Consider the following 16,219-nt stretch of genomic DNA (forward strand, 5'->3'; position numbering starts at 1 on the left):
AAAGAAGCGGAATCATAAAAAATCGCGCTATGCCGAATTTCGAATCATTCGACCGGCAAACGCAAAACGGCCCACCATCGCGCCCCTTCGATAATCGCAGTTCTCATTGAATATCTTTAAGGCCAAAGTCGGCAAATAGGTTGCTTGTCCGTTCCCCGACGTCAGGCTTACCCTGCGTGCGGCCAACGCGTGAGGGCGCGTGCTGCAAAAGGGGAACATTGCAATGACAATACAGGGTGCTTCACCTGATCTGTACAACGAGGATCTGGCTCCGGCCAAAATTCGAAACTGGGGACCATTCTCGATCTTCAACGTCTGGACGTCGGACGTTCACAGCCTCTGGGGCTACTACCTGGCTGCCAGCCTGTTCCTGTTCTGTGGCGGCTTCGTCAACTTCATAATCGCCATCGGCATCGGTTCGCTGATCATCTACGCGCTGATGAACATGGTCGGTTATGCCGGCGTGAAGACTGGCGTGCCCTATCCCGTGCTCGCCCGCGCCTCGTTCGGCATCTGGGGCGCCAATATACCGGCGCTGGTGCGCGCCATCGTCGCCTGCTTCTGGTATGGCGCGCAGACGTCGGCAGCCTCCGGCGCCATCGTGGCACTCTTGATCCGCTCGCAATGGTTCGCCGATTTCAACGCCAACTCGCATTTCCTCGGTCATTCCGGCCTGGAAGTGATCTGCTTCGTCGTTATCTGGGCGCTGCAGCTTCTGATCATCCAGCGCGGCATGGAGACGGTGCGCCGCTTCCAGGATTGGGCGGGTCCGGCGGTCTGGGTGATGATGCTGATCCTGGCGATTTACCTGTGCGTCAAATCCGGAACCTTCGCCTTCACCAGCGACATCCCGATGGACGTGTTGTTGGAGAAGACCAAGGATGCGGGCGTGCCGGGAACGCCGGGCTCGTGGACCGCGCTGTTTGCGGTGGCCGCGATCTGGGTGACCTATTTTTCGGCGCTCTATCTCAACTTCTGCGATTTCGCCCGCTATGCGCCCGATCAGGCGGCGCTGCGCAAGGGCAACATCTGGGGCCTGCCGGTCAACCTCATCCTGTTCTCGCTTGTCGCCGGCGTCACCACCATTGCCGCCTACGACGTCTATCACGAGGTGCTGCTGCACCCCGACCAGATCTCGGCGAAATTCGACAGCTGGTTCCTGGCAGCCCTTGCGGCCCTGACCTTCGCCGTGGCGACGCTTGGCATCAACGTCGTCGCCAACTTCGTGTCGCCGGCTTTCGACTTCTCGAACGTCTTTCCCAGGCAGATCGACTTCAAGAAGGGCGGCTATATCGCGGCGTTGATCGCGCTGGTGCTCTACCCCTTCGCGCCGTGGGAAGGCAGTGCCGCCTCCTTCGTCAACATCATCGGCGCGACGATGGGACCGATTTTCGGGGTGATGATGGTCGACTACTATCTGGTCCGCAAAGGTGAGGTCGACGTCGAAGCGCTCTATCGCGAGGACGGCGAGTTCCGCTTCCAGGGCGGCTGGCACGTCAATGCCTTCATCGCCGCCGGCATCGGCGCCATCTTCTCGTCGATCCTGCCCAACTTCACCAACTGGCTGCCGTCCTGGTGGGGTGTCTATGGCTGGTTCTTCGGCGTTGGCATCGCCGGCATCATCTACTACGTGCTGCGCTCAGCGGCTTTGGGCGCTGGCGCCAAGACCGCGAAGGCCTGACAGGTATCCTTCGGGGCGGCGCAAAGCCGCCCCGGATCCTATGCGCCGACCATCTCGGCCAGTTTGCGCACCGTGTTCCAGTTGCGCGACGTGCCGATACCCAGACGTTTGTGGCTCGTTGCCGCCAGTAGACGCGAACTGGGCCTCTCACGCGAAAAGACAACCCAGATGTCGCCGCCAACCGACAGCACCTTCTCGTCCGCGGCGGCATAGGCCTGGAGCGCCGCTACAGCATCCACTGGCGCAGGTTTGCGCATCACGCGCACCGCCACCTGGTCGCCGGCTTCGGCGGACTCACTCGGGAATGGATTGCCCGCGGCAAGCGTCCGCCAGCCCTCCGCACCGCGCACGATGATATCGACATGCCGGCCGAAGGTCTTTTCGAAGGCTGCTTCCAGCCGTTGCTCCAGATCAGCGATCGCCGTTGCCGACGTCTCGAAGACCAGGTTGCCGGTCGCAACCAAGGTGCGAACATTCTTCAGACCGAGGTCTTCCGCCATCGCCTTGAGGTCGGCCATGACGACCCGCCGTCCCTCGCCCAGGATGATGCTGTAGAGGAGCGCGACATAGGTCTGCATCGCCTAGAGCCGGATGATTTCTGGTCGAATCGACCGGAAATCTGAATCCGGCTCTAAATCAAAGAGATAGGGCATGATGTCGTCCGAAAACCGCTTCACACTTTCCGGCATCATGCTCTAGCCAGCCAGTAATCGTTACACCAGCCGGCTCTGTTCCACTGCCGCCTCGATGAAGCTGGCGAACAGCGGATGTGGGTCGAGCGGCCGGCTTTTCAGTTCCGGATGATACTGCACGCCGATGAACCAGGGATGGTCGGGATATTCGACCGTCTCCGGCAACACGCCATCGGGCGACATGCCGGCAAACACCAGGCCGCAATCCTCGAGCCGCTCCTTGTAATCGACATTGACCTCGTAGCGGTGGCGATGGCGCTCGGAAATCTGCGTATCGCCATAGATCTCGGCGATCTTGGAGCCCTTGGCGAGATCGGCCTGATAGGCGCCGAGCCGCATCGTGCCGCCGAGATCACCGGTTTCCCGGCGCTTCTCCAGCATGTTGCCTTTCAGCCATTCGGTCATCAGCCCGACCACCGGTTCGTCGGTTGGGCCGAATTCGGTCGATGAGGCATGCTCCACGCCGGCCAGCGACCGCGCGGCTTCGATGCAGGCCATCTGCATGCCGAAGCAGATGCCGAAATACGGCACCTTGCGTTCACGCGCGAACTTCGCCGCCAGGATCTTGCCTTCGGAGCCACGCTCGCCAAAGCCGCCGGGAACCAGGATGCCGTGCACCTTTTCCAGCCAGGGCGTCGGATCTTCCTTTTCGAAGATCTCCGATTCGATCCAGTCGAGCTTGACCTTGACGTGGTTGGCCAGGCCGCCATGCGAAAGCGCCTCGATCAACGATTTGTAGGCATCCTTGAGGCCGGTGTATTTGCCGACCACGGCGATGGTGACCTCGCCTTCCGGATTGTGGATGCGGTTCGACACCGCCTGCCAAGGCTCCATGCGCGGCTTCGGCGCCGGATCGATGCCAAACGCGGCCAGCACTTCCGAATCAAGCCCTTCCTTGTGATAGGCCATCGGCACGTCGTAGATATGCGGCACGTCGAGCGCCTGGATCACAGCACTTTCGCGCACATTGCAGAACAGTGACAGTTTTCTGCGCTCCTCCTTCGGAATGGCGCGGTCGGCGCGAACCAGCAGAATGTCGGGCGCGATTCCGATGCCGCGCAGTTCCTTGACCGAATGCTGGGTCGGTTTGGTTTTCAGCTCACCCGCCGTCGGGATGTAGGGCATCAGCGTCAGATGCACGTAGACGGCGTTGTTGCGCGGCAGGTCATTGCCAAGCTGACGGATCGCCTCGAGGAACGGCATCGCCTCGATATCGCCGACCGTGCCGCCGATCTCGCACAGCACGAAATCATAGTCATCATTGCCGTTGAGGACGAAATTCTTGATCTCATCGGTAACGTGCGGAATGACCTGCACGGTGGCACCGAGATAGTCGCCGCGTCGCTCGCGCTCGATGATGTTCTTGTAGATGCGGCCGGTGGTGATGTTGTCCTGTTGGTTGGCCGAGCGGCCTGTGAAGCGCTCATAGTGGCCAAGATCGAGATCGGTCTCCGCACCATCATCGGTGACGAAAACCTCGCCATGCTGGTACGGCGACATCGTGCCTGGATCGACATTGAGGTAAGGGTCGAGTTTTTTGATGCGTGCGCGATAGCCTCGCGCCTGCAAGAGAGCCCCAAGGGCCGCTGCGGCAATGCCTTTTCCAAGTGAGGAAACCACGCCGCCTGTGATGAATACATATCGCGCCATGGGAGTCATCGCTTAACGCGGCCGGATTGATTCCGCCAGAGAAAAAACCGCCGCAAAGGTTTTTTCCCAAGAAGGCGCGATACCCCTATGCATGTCGCCCAAAGCGCGAAGCAGTTTTTGGGACAACGACATGCACAAAACAAAGAACTAAAGCGCGTCGATTGAATCCGTTTCAACGCAACGCGCTTAGGGGCAAGTCAAAACAAAAGGGCCGGCAAAGGCCGGCCCTTCGGCATGATGGATGCAGGCGTCAGATGATGACGACCTTGGTGCCTACCCTGACGCGGCTGTAAAGGTCCATGACGTGCTCGTTGATCATGCGGAAGCAGCCGTTGGAGGCGCTCGTTCCGATCGACTGCGGCGCGATGGTGCCGTGGATGCGCAGATGCGTGTCCTTCTTGCCGTCATAGAGATAGATGGCGCGGGCGCCGAGCGGGTTCTGGCCACCGCCGGGCATGCCGTCCTTGTACTGGCCATAGTGCTTCGGCTCGCGCTTCTGCATGTCCAGCGTCGGGATCCAACGCGGCCATTCCTGCTTGTCGCCGACCGCGACGGTGCCCTTGAACTGCAAGCCTTCGCGGCCGACCGCAATGGCGTAGCGGCGAGCGGTGGAAGACGATTCGACGAGGTAGAGGCGGCGAGCGCTGGTGTCGATGACGATGGTGCCGGCATCGTAGCCGGTGAATTCCACGTCCTGCGGCACGAACTCCGGCTTCACCTTGAACTGCTTCTTGGCTTCCTTCTTGGCGAGAGCCTGGTCCAGCGCACGTGTCTCGGGGAGATATGAGATCGAAGACGAGGAGCTGCCGCCGAAGAGGCCGGCGAACAGGCCACCGCTCGACTGCTTCTTGCCGATGACTTCGCTGCGCAACTCGCCATTGTTTCCGGTCAAAGCGACATTCATCGCTTCGGCGGGGAGTGACTCAGCCGACTGGATCGGTTCGATCGGCGCAATCGGCTCGATGATGTTGACCGTCTTCTTGGCAGGCTTGGCGTCGGCCACTTCGGTTGTCGAAGCGGTCTTGCCCCTTTTGGTGAGGAACGCCTGCCGTTCCGCCTCGGCCTTGGCCTTCGCCGCTTCGCGCATCGCCAGCTTCCTGGCTTCGAGTGCTTTGGCCTTGGCTGCTTCCTTATCGGCAACGATCTTGGCCTCAATCTTCTTGATCTGGGCGAGATCGTCCGGTGTCGGGCTTTTCTTCTTCTTGAGAAGCTTCAATTGCGCCGCATCACTCTTGACGGCGACGTTGATGGCACTGGTTGTGTCAGCCGATTGATTTGCGGCCATATTGGCCGGCATGCCGGCGAAAGCCGGTGAACTCATGCCGAGTACGGCGCAGAGTCCCATGAAAATGAAGCTGCGAAGCTGCATGGCGAAGATCCGATCGTTCTATGCTTGTTGCCCACGGCGTCGCTCAGCGCCCCCCAAGGGCGCCGGAAATGCCGCGCGCAATCTATAGTCGAATAAGCGCGGACGCCTCAAGGGTAACGCCACATTGCAAGCACTCGATTCTTCGTGATCGTGCTGCATTTGCCGCGACTGTGTTCAAACGACAACAGATCGCGGCTTCAGGCGCTGGAGACTACTGGTTCGGGACCTGCGGGGTCGCCGGTGCAGCGGGCGTGGTACCGTTGGTCGCGGGCTGAGTCGAGCCGGCGGCGGGCGCCATGGCCGGGGCAGTCGCCGGAGGCGTTGCCGCGGCATCGTTGCCGGACGGCGGCTTCGGCGCGGTGTTGCCGGCGGGCGCCGGAGTGGTCGTGCCTGGCAATTGGTTGAGCACACCCTTGCCGGCGCCGTCAGATGTCGCGGGCACGCGGTCGAGGATGTCGATCGGCTTCTCGCCGTAGCGGGCGACGATCGACAGTGTCAGCGACGTGGCGAAGAAGGCGGCCGCCAGGATCGCCGTCGCACGCGTCAGCGCATTGGCCGCACCGCGCGCGGTCATGAAGCCGGATCCGCCGCCGATGCCGAGGCCGCCGCCTTCGGAGCGCTGCAGCAGCACCACGCCGACAAGGGCGAGCACGACCATGAGATGGATGACGATCAGTACGGTTTCCATAGTTTATCCTGGCAAGGCCTTGCCCGGTCGCGGACCGACCGGTGAATTGGAGGCGGCTCAATACAATGCTTTGATGGCATTTCCAAGCCCGTGGCCGGAATATGGGAAGCAACGCTCCCTTTGCAACGATTTCCGGCGCCGTCCACCCCTAGGCGATGCTGCGATAAGCCTCGGCGATGGCAAGGAAGTCCGCCGCTTTCAGGCTGGCGCCGCCGACCAGCGCGCCGTCGACATTCCTGACGCCGAGCAGTTCGACCGCGTTGGAGGGCTTGACCGAGCCGCCATAGAGAATGCGCATCTTGGCTGCAACGCCGTCGAGCTTTTCCGACAGTTTTTCGCGGATATGTGCGTGTGCTTCGGCCACATCGGTCGCGGTCGGCGTCAGGCCGGTGCCGATCGCCCACACTGGCTCATAGGCAATGACGGTGTTGGACGGGGTGGCGCTTGGCGGTACCGAGCCGGCGACCTGCCGCGACAGCACATCGAGCGTGGCGCCCGCTTCACGCTGCTGCTGCGTCTCGCCAATGCAAATGATGGCCACAAGCCCGGCGCGCCAGGCGGCTGAAGCCTTGGCCTGGACCGTCGCGTCATCCTCACCGCGTTGCTCGCGGCACTCGGAATGGCCGACGATGACATGGCTCGCGCCGGCATCCTTCAGCATTTCCGCCGAGATGCAGCCGGTGTAGGCGCCGCTTTCCTTGGTGTGGCAATCCTCGCCGCCGGCGTGGACCGGAGTGCGTGACAGAATCTCGGCTGCGTGGGCAAGCAGGGTTGCGGGAACGCAAACCAGCGCTTCGGTCTCCGCATCGAGCCCACTCATGAAACCGTTGCCGATCATCCTGAGCTCGTTGAGCGAGGCACTGGTGCCGTTCATTTTCCAGTTGCCGGCGACGAGCGGGCGAATTCCTGGCGTCATGGGTTGCTTCTCCGGGCGATATCAGGCTCTGGCCCTCACTACCAAAATCAGGCCACAAAGCAATCGACAGTGGACCGGAAGGGCGCTATTGCGCTTGTTTCAGACTCGGCGCATGCGAAAATGCGCATAAATCGGAAGTAACGATGCTTGGTGTATTGAGAAGCGCGGCGGGTACCTGGGTCGCGAAGGGTCTACTAGTGTTGCTGGTGCTCAGCTTTTTGGTCTGGGGCATTTCCGGACGGCTGATGGGCGGTTTCGCCGGCCACGATTCGGTTATTTTCGCCGGCGGCACCAAGGTGTCGATCAACGAATACCGTCTCGCCTATGACCGCCAACTCGCCGTCATGTCGCAGCAATTCGGCCAGCGTCTCACCCACGAACAGGCAAAGGCGCTCGGTATCGACAACCAGGTACTGGCGCAGCTCGTCTCGGGAGCCGTTCTCGACGAACAGGCCCGCAAGCTGGGCCTCGGCCTCTCCAAGGACCGGCTGGCCGAGCTGACGCGCGAAGATCCAGCCTTCAAGGGTCCTGGCGGCCAGTTCGACAGGCGAACCTTCGAATATATGTTGCAGCAGATTGGCATGCGGCCTGCGGATTATCTGAAGAACCGTGCCCAGGTGGCGGTGCGCCAGCAGATCGTCGAGGCGGTCTCGGATGGCCTCAAGGCGCCTGATACTTTCTTCAAGGCGGTCGCGCTCTACCGCGGCGAAGACCGCACCATCGATTATTTGACGCTGCCCAAGGCACTGGTCGAGCCGATCGGGGCGCCGTCCGACAGCGTGCTCTCGGCCTATTTCGACGCCAACAAGAAGGCGTACGCGGCACCAGAATACCGCAAATTCTCCTATGTCCGCCTCGAACCGGTCGACATCATGGATACGACCGCCGTCACCGACCAACAGGTCAGCGACGACTACAACAAGAACAAGGCGCGCTACACGACGCCGGAGCTGCGCACCATCGAGCAGCTTGTGTTCAAGACACCTGACGCGGCCAAGGCCGCGCTCGATTCGCTCAAGGCCGGCGCCACCTTCGACAAGCTTGTCACGGCGGAAGGCAAGACCCCGGCCGATACGTTGCTGGGCACGCTGGCCAAGGACAAGATCGCCGACAAGGCGGTCGCCGACGCGGCCTTCGCACTCAATGCGAATGAAGTCAGCCAGGTCGTGCAGGGAGCCTTCGGTCCGGTGCTGCTGCGCGTCACCGAAATCAAGCCCCAGGTGGTGAAGCCGCTGGCCGAAGTGTCCGACCAGATCCGCAAGGATCTGGCGCTGGGCGAGGCAAGTCGCATCCTCCTGGACGTGCGTGACAATTACGAAGACACCCGCGCCGCTGGCGGCTCGCTGGCCGACGCCGCCACCAAGTTGAAGCTGAAGATCGTCACCATCGACGCCATCGATCGCAGCGGCCTGAGACCTGACGCAAGCATCGTCAAGGACCTGCCGCAATCGCCGGAATTGATCAAGGCTGTCTTCGACGCTGAACCCAACACGGAAAACGACGCCTTGACCACGGCGGATAACGGCTTCGTTTTCTATGAGGTGGCTTCCATCACACCGGCTCGCGACCGCACGCTGGACGAGGCTCGCCAGAAAGTCGTCGCCGACTGGACCGCGGCCGAAACAACCAAGCGCCTCACCGCCAAGGCAGGCGAACTCGAAAAGCGGCTCAAGGCCGGCGCAACGCTCGACGTCATCGCCGGCGAACTGAAGCTGGAAAAGCAGACCAAGCGCGGCGTCAAGCGCGAGGCCGACGATGTCGACTTCGGCAAGGAGGGCGCCGCAGCAATGTTCGGCGTCGGCGAAGGCGGCACCGGGCTGATCCCCTCGCCCACCGGCGACGGACAGATCCTGTACAAGGTCGCGGAAGTATTCGAGCCCGCCGGAGCTGACGCCAGCTCCGTGCCTGACGACGCACAGAAATCCTTCACCTCCGGCATGTCGGACGATCTGCTCGACCAGTTGGTGGCGCAGTTGCAGACGCAATTCGACGTTCGCATCGACCAGGCCGCCGTCGCCCAAGCCTCGACAAGATGAGCGCGCTGAAAACCCATATCGCCAAGGTCGCGACCGGAAGCGCGCTTTCCTTCGAGGAAGCGCGCGAGGCCTTCGACATCATCATGTCGGGCGACGCAACACCCGGCCAGATCGGCGGCTTCCTGATGGCGCTGCGCGTGCGCGGCGAGACGGTGAGCGAGATTTCCGGCGCCGTCGCCACCATGCGCGCCAAGATGCTGCGCGTCGACGCGCCGGCCGGCGCCATCGATATCGTCGGCACCGGCGGTGACAATTCCCACAGCGTCAACATCTCGACGGGGTCGGCGTTTGTTATCGCCGGCAGCGGCGTGCCGGTTGCCAAGCACGGCAATCGCGGGCTATCGTCGCTGACCGGGGCCGCCGACGTGCTGGTCGCGCTCGGGGTCAAGATCGACATATCGCCCGAATTCATCGGCCGTTGCATCCATGAGACGGGCGTCGGCTTCATGTTCGCGCCCGCACACCATCCGGCGATGAAGCATGTCGGCCCGACCCGCGTCGAACTCGGCACCCGCACCATCTTCAACCTGCTTGGGCCCCTCTCCAATCCGGCTGGCGTCAAGCGGCAGATGGTCGGTGTATTCCTGCCGGAATGGATCTTGCCGGTGGCCGAGACGCTGAAAGCGCTGGGTGCCGAGCATGCCTGGGTTGCCCATGGCGACGGCTATGACGAGATCACGACCACCGGGGAGACCCATGTCGCCGAACTGATCGGCGGCGAGATCCGCAGCTTCACGCTGACCCCCGAAGCGGTCGGGCTGGCGCGTCACACCAAGGATGAATTGCGTGGTGGCGACGCAGCCTACAACGCCGACGCATTGCGCGATATGCTGAGTGGCGCTGCCGGCGCCTATCGCGATACTGTGCTGATGAATGCCGGCGCCGGACTTGTGGTCGCCGGCAAGGCGACGACACTTGGCGACGGCATCGCGCTCGCCGCGCAAGCCATCGACAGCGGCCGGGCGCTGCAAGTGCTTGACCGGCTGATCGAGATTTCGAACGGGTAGAGCGTGTCTGACATTCTTCGCAAGATCGAGGCCTACAAGCGCGACGAGATCGCAACGGCAAAGGCACGCGTGCCTTTGGCCGAGATCAAGGCGCGAGCGAAGGACGCGGACGCACCGCGCGGCTTTCTTGCCGCGCTCGAGACCAAGCGCAAATCCGGCGCCTTCGCGCTGATCGCCGAGATCAAGAAGGCAAGTCCCTCCAAGGGCCTGATCCGCGCCGATTTCGACCCGCCGGCATTGGCGCAGGCCTATGCGAAAGGCGGCGGCGCCTGTCTTTCGGTGCTGACCGACGCGCCGTCTTTCCAGGGTGCGCCCGAATTTCTCACCAGGGCGCGGGCCGCCGTCGCTCTGCCCGCGCTGCGCAAGGATTTTCTGTTCGATCCGTATCAGGTCTACGAAGCCCGCGCCKGGGGCGCGGACGCCATCCTGATCATCATGGCCAGCGTCGACGACGCATTGGCCAGCGATCTCGAATCGACGGCGTTTGAACTCGGCATGGATGCGCTGGTCGAAGTGCATGACGAAGCCGAGACGCAGCGCGCGCTAAAACTGTCGTCGCGGCTGATCGGCATCAACAACCGCAATCTCAGAACATTCGAGACCAGCCTCGAAACCTCGGAGCGGCTGGCGTCGATGGTGCCAGCCGACCGCCTGCTGGTCAGCGAGAGCGGCATTTTCTCGCATGACGATTGCCTCAGGCTGCAAAAGAGCGACATCGGCACCTTCCTTGTCGGCGAAAGCCTGATGCGGCAACAGGACGTCACCACGGCGACGCGCCTTCTTCTGACGGGCAAGGCACCGGTCGAGGCCATCTGACGATGACGGCTGCCCTCACCCATCTCGGCGCGCAGGGCGAGGCCAACATGGTCGATGTCGGCGACAAGGCGGAGACGACGCGTACCGCAATCGCCGAGGGTTTTGTCGCGATGCAGCCCGAGACGCTGACCATGATTCTCGAAGGCAACGCCAAGAAGGGCGATGTGCTTGGCACTGCGCGCATCGCCGGCATCATGGCGGCGAAGAAAGCGCATGAATTGATCCCGCTCTGCCATCCGCTGCTCCTGACGAAGGTTTCCGTCGACATCGAGCCCGACCATGCCTTGCCCGGACTGAAGGTCACCGCGCTGGCGCGTGTCACCGGCAAGACGGGCGTCGAGATGGAAGCGTTGACCGCCGCTTCGGTGGCCTGCCTCACCATCTACGACATGGCCAAGGCGGTGGATCGCGCCATGATCATTTCCGGCATCCGACTGGTCGAAAAGACCGGCGGCAAGTCGGGCGACTACAAAGTGGACGCCTGATGGCGCTGGTTCCGGTCGCCGAGGCGCTCGAACGCTTGCTTGAGGGTGCAGCACCTTTGGCGGGCGAAAGCGTTCCGCTGTTCGAGGCTGTTGATCGCGTGCTGGCCGAACCGGTCGCAGCGCTCCGCACCCAGCCACCTTTCAACGCTTCCGCCATGGATGGCTACGCGGTGCGCGCCGTGGATGTGGCGTCGGTGCCGTCGAGACTTTCCGTGATCGGCATGGCGCCTGCCGGGCGTGGCTTTGACGGCACGGTCGGCAAGGCACAAGCCGTGCGTATCTTCACCGGTGCGCCGCTACCCCAAGGCGCCGACACCATCGTCATTCAGGAGAATGTCCGCGACCTCGGTGGTGGCGACGTCGAAGTAACCGAGCCGACGGCGGAATGGCGCAACATCCGCCGCGTCGGCCTCGACTTCTCGAAAGGCGATATCCTGCTGGAAAAAGGCCGCGTGCTCGATCCGGCGGCATTGTCGCTGACGGCGTCGGCCAACCATCCACGGGTCAACGTGGTGAAACGGCCGCTGGTCGCCATCATCGCCACCGGCGACGAATTGTTGCCGCCCGGCAGCGAACTCGGGCCGGACCAGATCATCTCGTCCAATGCCTATGGTGTCGCCGCGGCGGCGCAGTCGGTCGGCGCTCGTGCGCTCGATCTCGGCATTGCCGCCGACCGCAAGGAGGCCATCGCCGCGCTGGTGCAGAAAGCGGTCGCGGCCGGCGCGGACGTCATCGTTACGCTGGGTGGTGCCTCGGTCGGCGACCATGATCTGATCCACGACGTGCTGACCGGCGAAGGCATGACGCTCGGCTTCTGGAAGATCGCCATGCGCCCCGGCAAGCCGCTGATGTTCGGCCGCCTCGGCCACATCAGATGCATCGGCCTGCCCGGCAATCCGGTGGCAAGCCTGGTCTGCTCGCAGCTGTTCCTGAAGCCGCTGCTGGCGCGACTCGGTGGCCGCGAGCACCGCCAGGACATTCGTCCGGCGCGATTGGACTCGGCAATGCCGGCCAATGATTTGCGCCAGGACTATGTGCGGGCGGTGGTCCGGGACGACAACGGCGCGCTGATGGCGACGCCGTTCGGCATACAGGATTCTTCGATGCTAAGAATGCTGGCTGATGCCAACGGGCTGATCGTGCGGGCACCGTTTGCCCCCGCAGCGGACGCTGGCGAAGCCTGCAGCGTGCTGATGTTACGCTGAAGATTCGCCAAACAAGCCATTGACGACAAGCCGAAAACGGACTCGGCGCTATTCCGAGATCAAGGTCCGGGTCAGTGGATGCGCCGGATCGGCAAGGCCGTCGACGATGCTGTAATGGTGCCGGTCGGGCTCGACCACGGTAGAGGTCGTGGCATCGAGGCCGGTCCAGATATTGGCAAGCAAGGCGTTCTGGCGAAGGAACTCCGCGCGTTCACCACCACCGGCCCAACAGGTGATGCGGGCACCATCCATGGGACGCAACAGCGCCGGGCTTTCGGCAAGCGCCTCCTGCTCGTCGATTGCCAGTGTCGCGTTCATCTCGGTGCGCATGATCGGGCGCAGGTCGTGGAGGCCTGAAATCGAAACGACGTGGCGTATGCGCCGCGCCACATCGGCCGCCAGCGGCGTTGTCGCCGTAACCATGCGGCTGGCGAGATGTCCGCCGGCCGAATGGCCCGTCAACATCAGCGGCCCGTCGACCAGTCCTGCCGCCTTGCCGATCGCCTCGCCGATCTCCTGGACGATGCCGGCGATGCGGATTTCGGGGCAGAGCGTGTAGGAGGGCATCGCCACGGCAAAGCCGCTGCTGACCGCACCATTGGCGAGATGCGACCAGAAACTCTTGTCGAACGCCATCCAGTAGCCGCCATGGATGAACACCACCAATCCCTTGGGCGTGGCACTGGGCAAGAAGAGATCGAGGCGATTGCGCCGTCCGCCGCCATAGGCGATGTCGAGCCGTGCCCGGCCCTCTGCCGAAAGCGCGTCACGAAACGCTTGCGCCGGCTCCACCCACGCGGCCGGCCAGCGGTCGCTGCCGGCGATGTTCGCGCTGTTGGCATAGGCGTTGTCCCAATCGGCAATGCGATGTCTAGGCATCGGTACCCTCCCCCAAACGGGATCGTTTCTGCGCTAGCAATGGCCACCGCCACGCCATGCGTCAATGCTCCAGAACAAAAACATTTTAGGCTTGAAACAAATTTCGACTGGTGCGATCTTACCGTCAAGAACAGCCGACAATGGGAGGTCTGCTGTGTTGCCCAAACCTGCAATGTACGCCCTTTCGGGTCGTGTCGAGCAAGGTGCGACTGGCAGCACGAAAACCTCCTCAAAAGCAGGACCTTCAGATCCACCCAACCAGGCCAGGCGGCTCGCGCGCTGGCCAGGCAGCAGACAGGATAGCGGCGACATGCTTGGGCCTTCAGCGCATATCGACACGTTCACGCGCGATCACCTGCCGCCGCCGGAGCAATGTCCGGACTTCCTGCTCGACGGTTTCGACTATCCCGAACATCTCAACGCCGGCGTCGAACTCACCGACAGGCTGGTCGAGAAGGGCCTGGGTGACCACACCGCCCTGATCGGCAATGGCCGCCGCCGCACCTACAAGGAACTGTCCGACTGGACGAACAGGCTGGCCCACGCGCTGGTCGAGAACTACGGCGTCAAGCCGGGTAACCGGGTGCTGATCCGCTCGGCCAACAACCCCGCCATGGTCGCCTGCTGGCTGGCCGCCACCAAGGTCGGAGCCGTGGTCGTCAACACCATGCCGATGCTGCGCGCCGGTGAGCTCGCCAAGATCGTCGACAAGGCGGAAATCACGATCGCGCTTTGCGACACCAGGTTGATGGACGAGATGACCGCTTGCGCCAAGGACAGCGCGTTCCTCAAGCAGGTCATCTGCTTCGACGGCACCGCCAATCATGATGCCGAACTTGATCGGGCGGCCCTCGACAAGTCGGTCGTTTTTAGCGCCGTCAACACTGGCCGCGACGACGTCGCGCTGCTTGGCTTCACCTCGGGCACGACAGGCGTGCCGAAGGCTACGATGCATTTCCACCGCGACCTCCTGATCATCGCCGACGCCTATGCCCGCGAAATCCTCCAGGTGACGCCGGACGACATCTTTGTGGGCTCGCCGCCATTGGCTTTCACCTTTGGTCTTGGCGGCCTCGCCATCTTTCCCCTGCGCTTCGGTGCGGCGGCGACGCTGCTCGAACAGGCGACGCCACCCAACATGATACACATCATCGAAACCTACAAAGCGACCATCTCCTTCACCGCGCCAACCGCCTATCGCGCCATGCTGAAGGCCATGGATGAGGGTGCCGACCTGTCATCGCTGCGCGTTGCCGTTTCGGCCGGCGAGACCTTGCCCGCTCCAGTCTTCGAGGAGTGGACGCAAAAGACCGGCAAGCCGATCCTCGACGGCATCGGCGCCACCGAAATGCTGCACATCTTCATCTCCAACCGCTTCGACGACATGAAGCCTGCGTCGACCGGCAAGCCGGTTGGCGGCTACGAGGCGCGCATTGTCGATGACGAGATGCACGAGGTGCCGCGCGGCGCGACCGGCAGGCTGGCGGTGCGCGGCCCGACCGGCTGCCGCTACATGGCTGACGACAGGCAGAAGGAGTACGTTCGCGACGGCTGGAACCTCACCGGCGACACCTTCACGCAGGACGAAAACGGCTTCTTCCATTTCGCCGCGCGCTCCGACGACATGATCGTCAGCGCCGGCTACAACATCGCCGGCCCCGAGGTCGAGGCCGCGCTGCTGGCGCATCCGGATGTTGCTGAATGCGCTGTCATCGGTGCTGAGGATGCCGAACGCGGCCAGATCGTCGAGGCGCATGTCGTGCTGGTGCAAGGTGTGGCACCCGACGCGATGACCATCAAGCGCCTGCAGGACCATGTCAAAGCGACGATCGCGCCCTACAAGTATCCGCGATCGGTGAAGTTCATTGCTGCGTTGCCCAAGACGCAGACCGGCAAAATCCAGCGCTTCCGGCTGCGCACGGAGAAAATCAGTTGAGCGAGCCATACGATCCGGCGTCCGAAGGCGCACAGATGTCGTTCAAGGAGCGCATGTCCTACAGCGACTATCTGCACCTGGAGAAAGTGCTAGAAGCCCAGACGCCGCTGTCGTCGGCGCATGACGAGATGCTGTTCATCATCCAGCATCAGACCTCCGAGCTCTGGATGAAGCTTGCCCTGCACGAGATCGGTGCCGCGATCCGCTCGATCCGCGCCGACCGCCTCGAGCCGAGCTTCAAGATGCTGTCGCGCGTCGCCCGCATCTTCGAGCAGTTGAACAACGCTTGGGACGTGCTGCGGACGATGACACCGAGCGAATACACCGAGTTCCGCGACGCTCTCGGCCAGTCCTCGGGTTTCCAGTCCTGGCAGTATCGCGCCATCGAGTTCATGGCCGGCAACCGCAACCTCGCCATGCTCGGCCCGCACAAGCACCGGCCGGACCTCAGCGGGAAGCTTGAGGCGATCCTGGCCGAGCCGTCGCTCTACGACGAAGCGCTGCTGCTGCTCGCCCGCAACGGATTCGACATCGGTGCCGACGCCAACCGTGCCGACTGGCGCGAGACGCGCACCGAGAATGAAGAAGTCCTGGTTGCCTGGCAGACAGTCTATCGCGACCCGCAGCGCTACTGGATGTTCTACGAACTGGCTGAAAAACTGGTCGACTTCGAGGATTATTTCCGCCGCTGGCGCTTCAACCACGTGACCACGGTCGAACGCATCATCGGCCTGAAGCGCGGCACCGGTGGCACATCGGGGGCGTCCTACCTGAAAAAGATGCTCGAGGTCGTCCTGTTTCCGGAACTCTGGACAGTTCGCACCCGGCTCTGATCTGTCTTTGCTTTTGGGCGACGTAC

At 62.8% G+C, this 16,219-nt stretch carries 14 protein-coding genes; 8 read left to right on the forward strand and 6 right to left on the reverse strand.

Features of this window, described 5'->3' with window-relative positions:
- The first annotated feature begins 223 nt into the window (after positions 1-223).
- Positions 224-1,681 (forward strand): NCS1 family nucleobase:cation symporter-1, encoded by a 1,458-nt coding sequence (locus tag AC1DZU_RS23150; RefSeq protein ID WP_477288676.1) that lies wholly within the window; start codon positions 224-226, stop codon positions 1,679-1,681.
- A gap of 38 nt (positions 1,682-1,719) precedes the next feature.
- Here AC1DZU_RS23150 and AC1DZU_RS23155 read toward each other — a convergent pair whose 3' ends face one another.
- The 5 genes from AC1DZU_RS23155 to tpiA all read right to left on the reverse strand — a co-directional run bounded on the left by AC1DZU_RS23155 (position 1,720) and on the right by tpiA (position 6,996).
- Entirely contained in the window at positions 1,720-2,259 is a 540-nt protein-coding gene (locus AC1DZU_RS23155) for a DUF1697 domain-containing protein (RefSeq protein WP_477288678.1), read from the reverse strand.
- A 135-nt stretch (positions 2,260-2,394) separates the two neighbouring features.
- Positions 2,395-4,032, reverse strand: coding sequence for a CTP synthase (locus tag AC1DZU_RS23160; RefSeq protein ID WP_111546553.1), 1,638 nt, complete (start codon positions 4,030-4,032; stop codon positions 2,395-2,397).
- Positions 4,033-4,273: 241 nt separating this feature from the next.
- A complete protein-coding gene (locus AC1DZU_RS23165; protein WP_477288680.1) occupies positions 4,274-5,392 on the reverse strand; it encodes a L,D-transpeptidase in 1,119 nt (372 codons plus the stop codon).
- Positions 5,393-5,603: 211 nt separating this feature from the next.
- Positions 5,604-6,080, reverse strand: coding sequence for a preprotein translocase subunit SecG (secG, locus tag AC1DZU_RS23170; protein ID WP_457152008.1), 477 nt, complete (start codon positions 6,078-6,080; stop codon positions 5,604-5,606).
- Between the two features lie 148 nt (positions 6,081-6,228).
- Positions 6,229-6,996: a triose-phosphate isomerase gene (gene tpiA, locus AC1DZU_RS23175; protein ID WP_477288683.1), complete on the reverse strand. Its 768-nt coding sequence runs from the start codon at positions 6,994-6,996 to the stop codon at positions 6,229-6,231.
- 143 nt (positions 6,997-7,139) lie between these two features.
- Here tpiA and AC1DZU_RS23180 point away from each other — a divergent pair, with 143 nt between their 5' ends.
- Genes AC1DZU_RS23180 through AC1DZU_RS23200 form a run of 5 tightly spaced genes read left to right on the forward strand, consistent with a single transcriptional unit; the run spans position 7,140 to position 12,545 of the window.
- Entirely contained in the window at positions 7,140-9,032 is a 1,893-nt protein-coding gene (locus tag AC1DZU_RS23180) for a SurA N-terminal domain-containing protein (protein ID WP_477288685.1), read from the forward strand.
- A complete protein-coding gene (gene trpD, locus AC1DZU_RS23185) occupies positions 9,029-10,039 on the forward strand; it encodes an anthranilate phosphoribosyltransferase (RefSeq protein ID WP_477288687.1) in 1,011 nt (336 codons plus the stop codon). Before AC1DZU_RS23180 ends, trpD begins: the two co-directional genes overlap by 4 nt.
- A 3-nt stretch (positions 10,040-10,042) precedes the next feature.
- Entirely contained in the window at positions 10,043-10,855 is an 813-nt protein-coding gene (trpC, locus tag AC1DZU_RS23190; RefSeq protein ID WP_477288689.1) for an indole-3-glycerol phosphate synthase TrpC, read from the forward strand.
- 2 nt (positions 10,856-10,857) lie between these two features.
- On the forward strand, positions 10,858-11,340 hold the full coding sequence (gene moaC, locus AC1DZU_RS23195; protein WP_477288691.1) for a cyclic pyranopterin monophosphate synthase MoaC: 483 nt from the start codon (positions 10,858-10,860) through the stop codon (positions 11,338-11,340).
- Positions 11,340-12,545 (forward strand): molybdopterin molybdotransferase MoeA, encoded by a 1,206-nt coding sequence (locus AC1DZU_RS23200; RefSeq protein ID WP_477288693.1) that lies wholly within the window; start codon positions 11,340-11,342, stop codon positions 12,543-12,545. Before moaC ends, AC1DZU_RS23200 begins: the two co-directional genes overlap by 1 nt.
- Before the next feature lie 48 nt (positions 12,546-12,593).
- Here the strand turns inward: AC1DZU_RS23200 and AC1DZU_RS23205 are convergent, their stop codons facing one another.
- Positions 12,594-13,424: an alpha/beta hydrolase gene (locus AC1DZU_RS23205; protein ID WP_477288695.1), complete on the reverse strand. Its 831-nt coding sequence runs from the start codon at positions 13,422-13,424 to the stop codon at positions 12,594-12,596.
- 310 nt (positions 13,425-13,734) lie between these two features.
- On the opposite strand from AC1DZU_RS23205, the gene AC1DZU_RS23210 reads away from it, so the two are divergent.
- Both AC1DZU_RS23210 and kynA read left to right on the forward strand, forming a co-directional pair.
- Positions 13,735-15,360, forward strand: a complete 1,626-nt coding sequence (locus AC1DZU_RS23210) for an AMP-binding protein (RefSeq protein WP_477288697.1) — start codon at positions 13,735-13,737, stop codon at positions 15,358-15,360.
- Positions 15,357-16,193, forward strand: coding sequence for a tryptophan 2,3-dioxygenase (gene kynA / locus AC1DZU_RS23215; RefSeq protein WP_477288699.1), 837 nt, complete (start codon positions 15,357-15,359; stop codon positions 16,191-16,193). The genes AC1DZU_RS23210 and kynA overlap by 4 nt, the downstream gene beginning before the upstream one ends.
- Positions 16,194-16,219 lie beyond the last annotated feature (26 nt).

This window comes from Mesorhizobium sp. P2_A12, assembly GCF_056405075.1.

What these genes read in the sequence shown, in the direction of transcription:
- AC1DZU_RS23150 (WP_477288676.1), top strand. Translation starts at nt 224, where the DNA reads ATGACAATACAGGGTGCTTCACCTGATCTGTACAACGAGGATCTGGCT.
- AC1DZU_RS23155 (WP_477288678.1), bottom strand. Translation starts at nt 2,259, where the DNA reads ATGCAGACCTATGTCGCGCTCCTCTACAGCATCATCCTGGGCGAGGGA.
- AC1DZU_RS23160 (WP_111546553.1), bottom strand. Translation starts at nt 4,032, where the DNA reads ATGACTCCCATGGCGCGATATGTATTCATCACAGGCGGCGTGGTTTCC.
- AC1DZU_RS23165 (WP_477288680.1), bottom strand. Translation starts at nt 5,392, where the DNA reads ATGCAGCTTCGCAGCTTCATTTTCATGGGACTCTGCGCCGTACTCGGC.
- secG (WP_457152008.1), bottom strand. Translation starts at nt 6,080, where the DNA reads ATGGAAACCGTACTGATCGTCATCCATCTCATGGTCGTGCTCGCCCTT.
- tpiA (WP_477288683.1), bottom strand. Translation starts at nt 6,996, where the DNA reads ATGACGCCAGGAATTCGCCCGCTCGTCGCCGGCAACTGGAAAATGAAC.
- AC1DZU_RS23180 (WP_477288685.1), top strand. Translation starts at nt 7,140, where the DNA reads ATGCTTGGTGTATTGAGAAGCGCGGCGGGTACCTGGGTCGCGAAGGGT.
- trpD (WP_477288687.1), top strand. Translation starts at nt 9,029, where the DNA reads ATGAGCGCGCTGAAAACCCATATCGCCAAGGTCGCGACCGGAAGCGCG.
- moaC (WP_477288691.1), top strand. Translation starts at nt 10,858, where the DNA reads ATGACGGCTGCCCTCACCCATCTCGGCGCGCAGGGCGAGGCCAACATG.
- AC1DZU_RS23200 (WP_477288693.1), top strand. Translation starts at nt 11,340, where the DNA reads ATGGCGCTGGTTCCGGTCGCCGAGGCGCTCGAACGCTTGCTTGAGGGT.
- AC1DZU_RS23205 (WP_477288695.1), bottom strand. Translation starts at nt 13,424, where the DNA reads ATGCCTAGACATCGCATTGCCGATTGGGACAACGCCTATGCCAACAGC.
- AC1DZU_RS23210 (WP_477288697.1), top strand. Translation starts at nt 13,735, where the DNA reads ATGCTTGGGCCTTCAGCGCATATCGACACGTTCACGCGCGATCACCTG.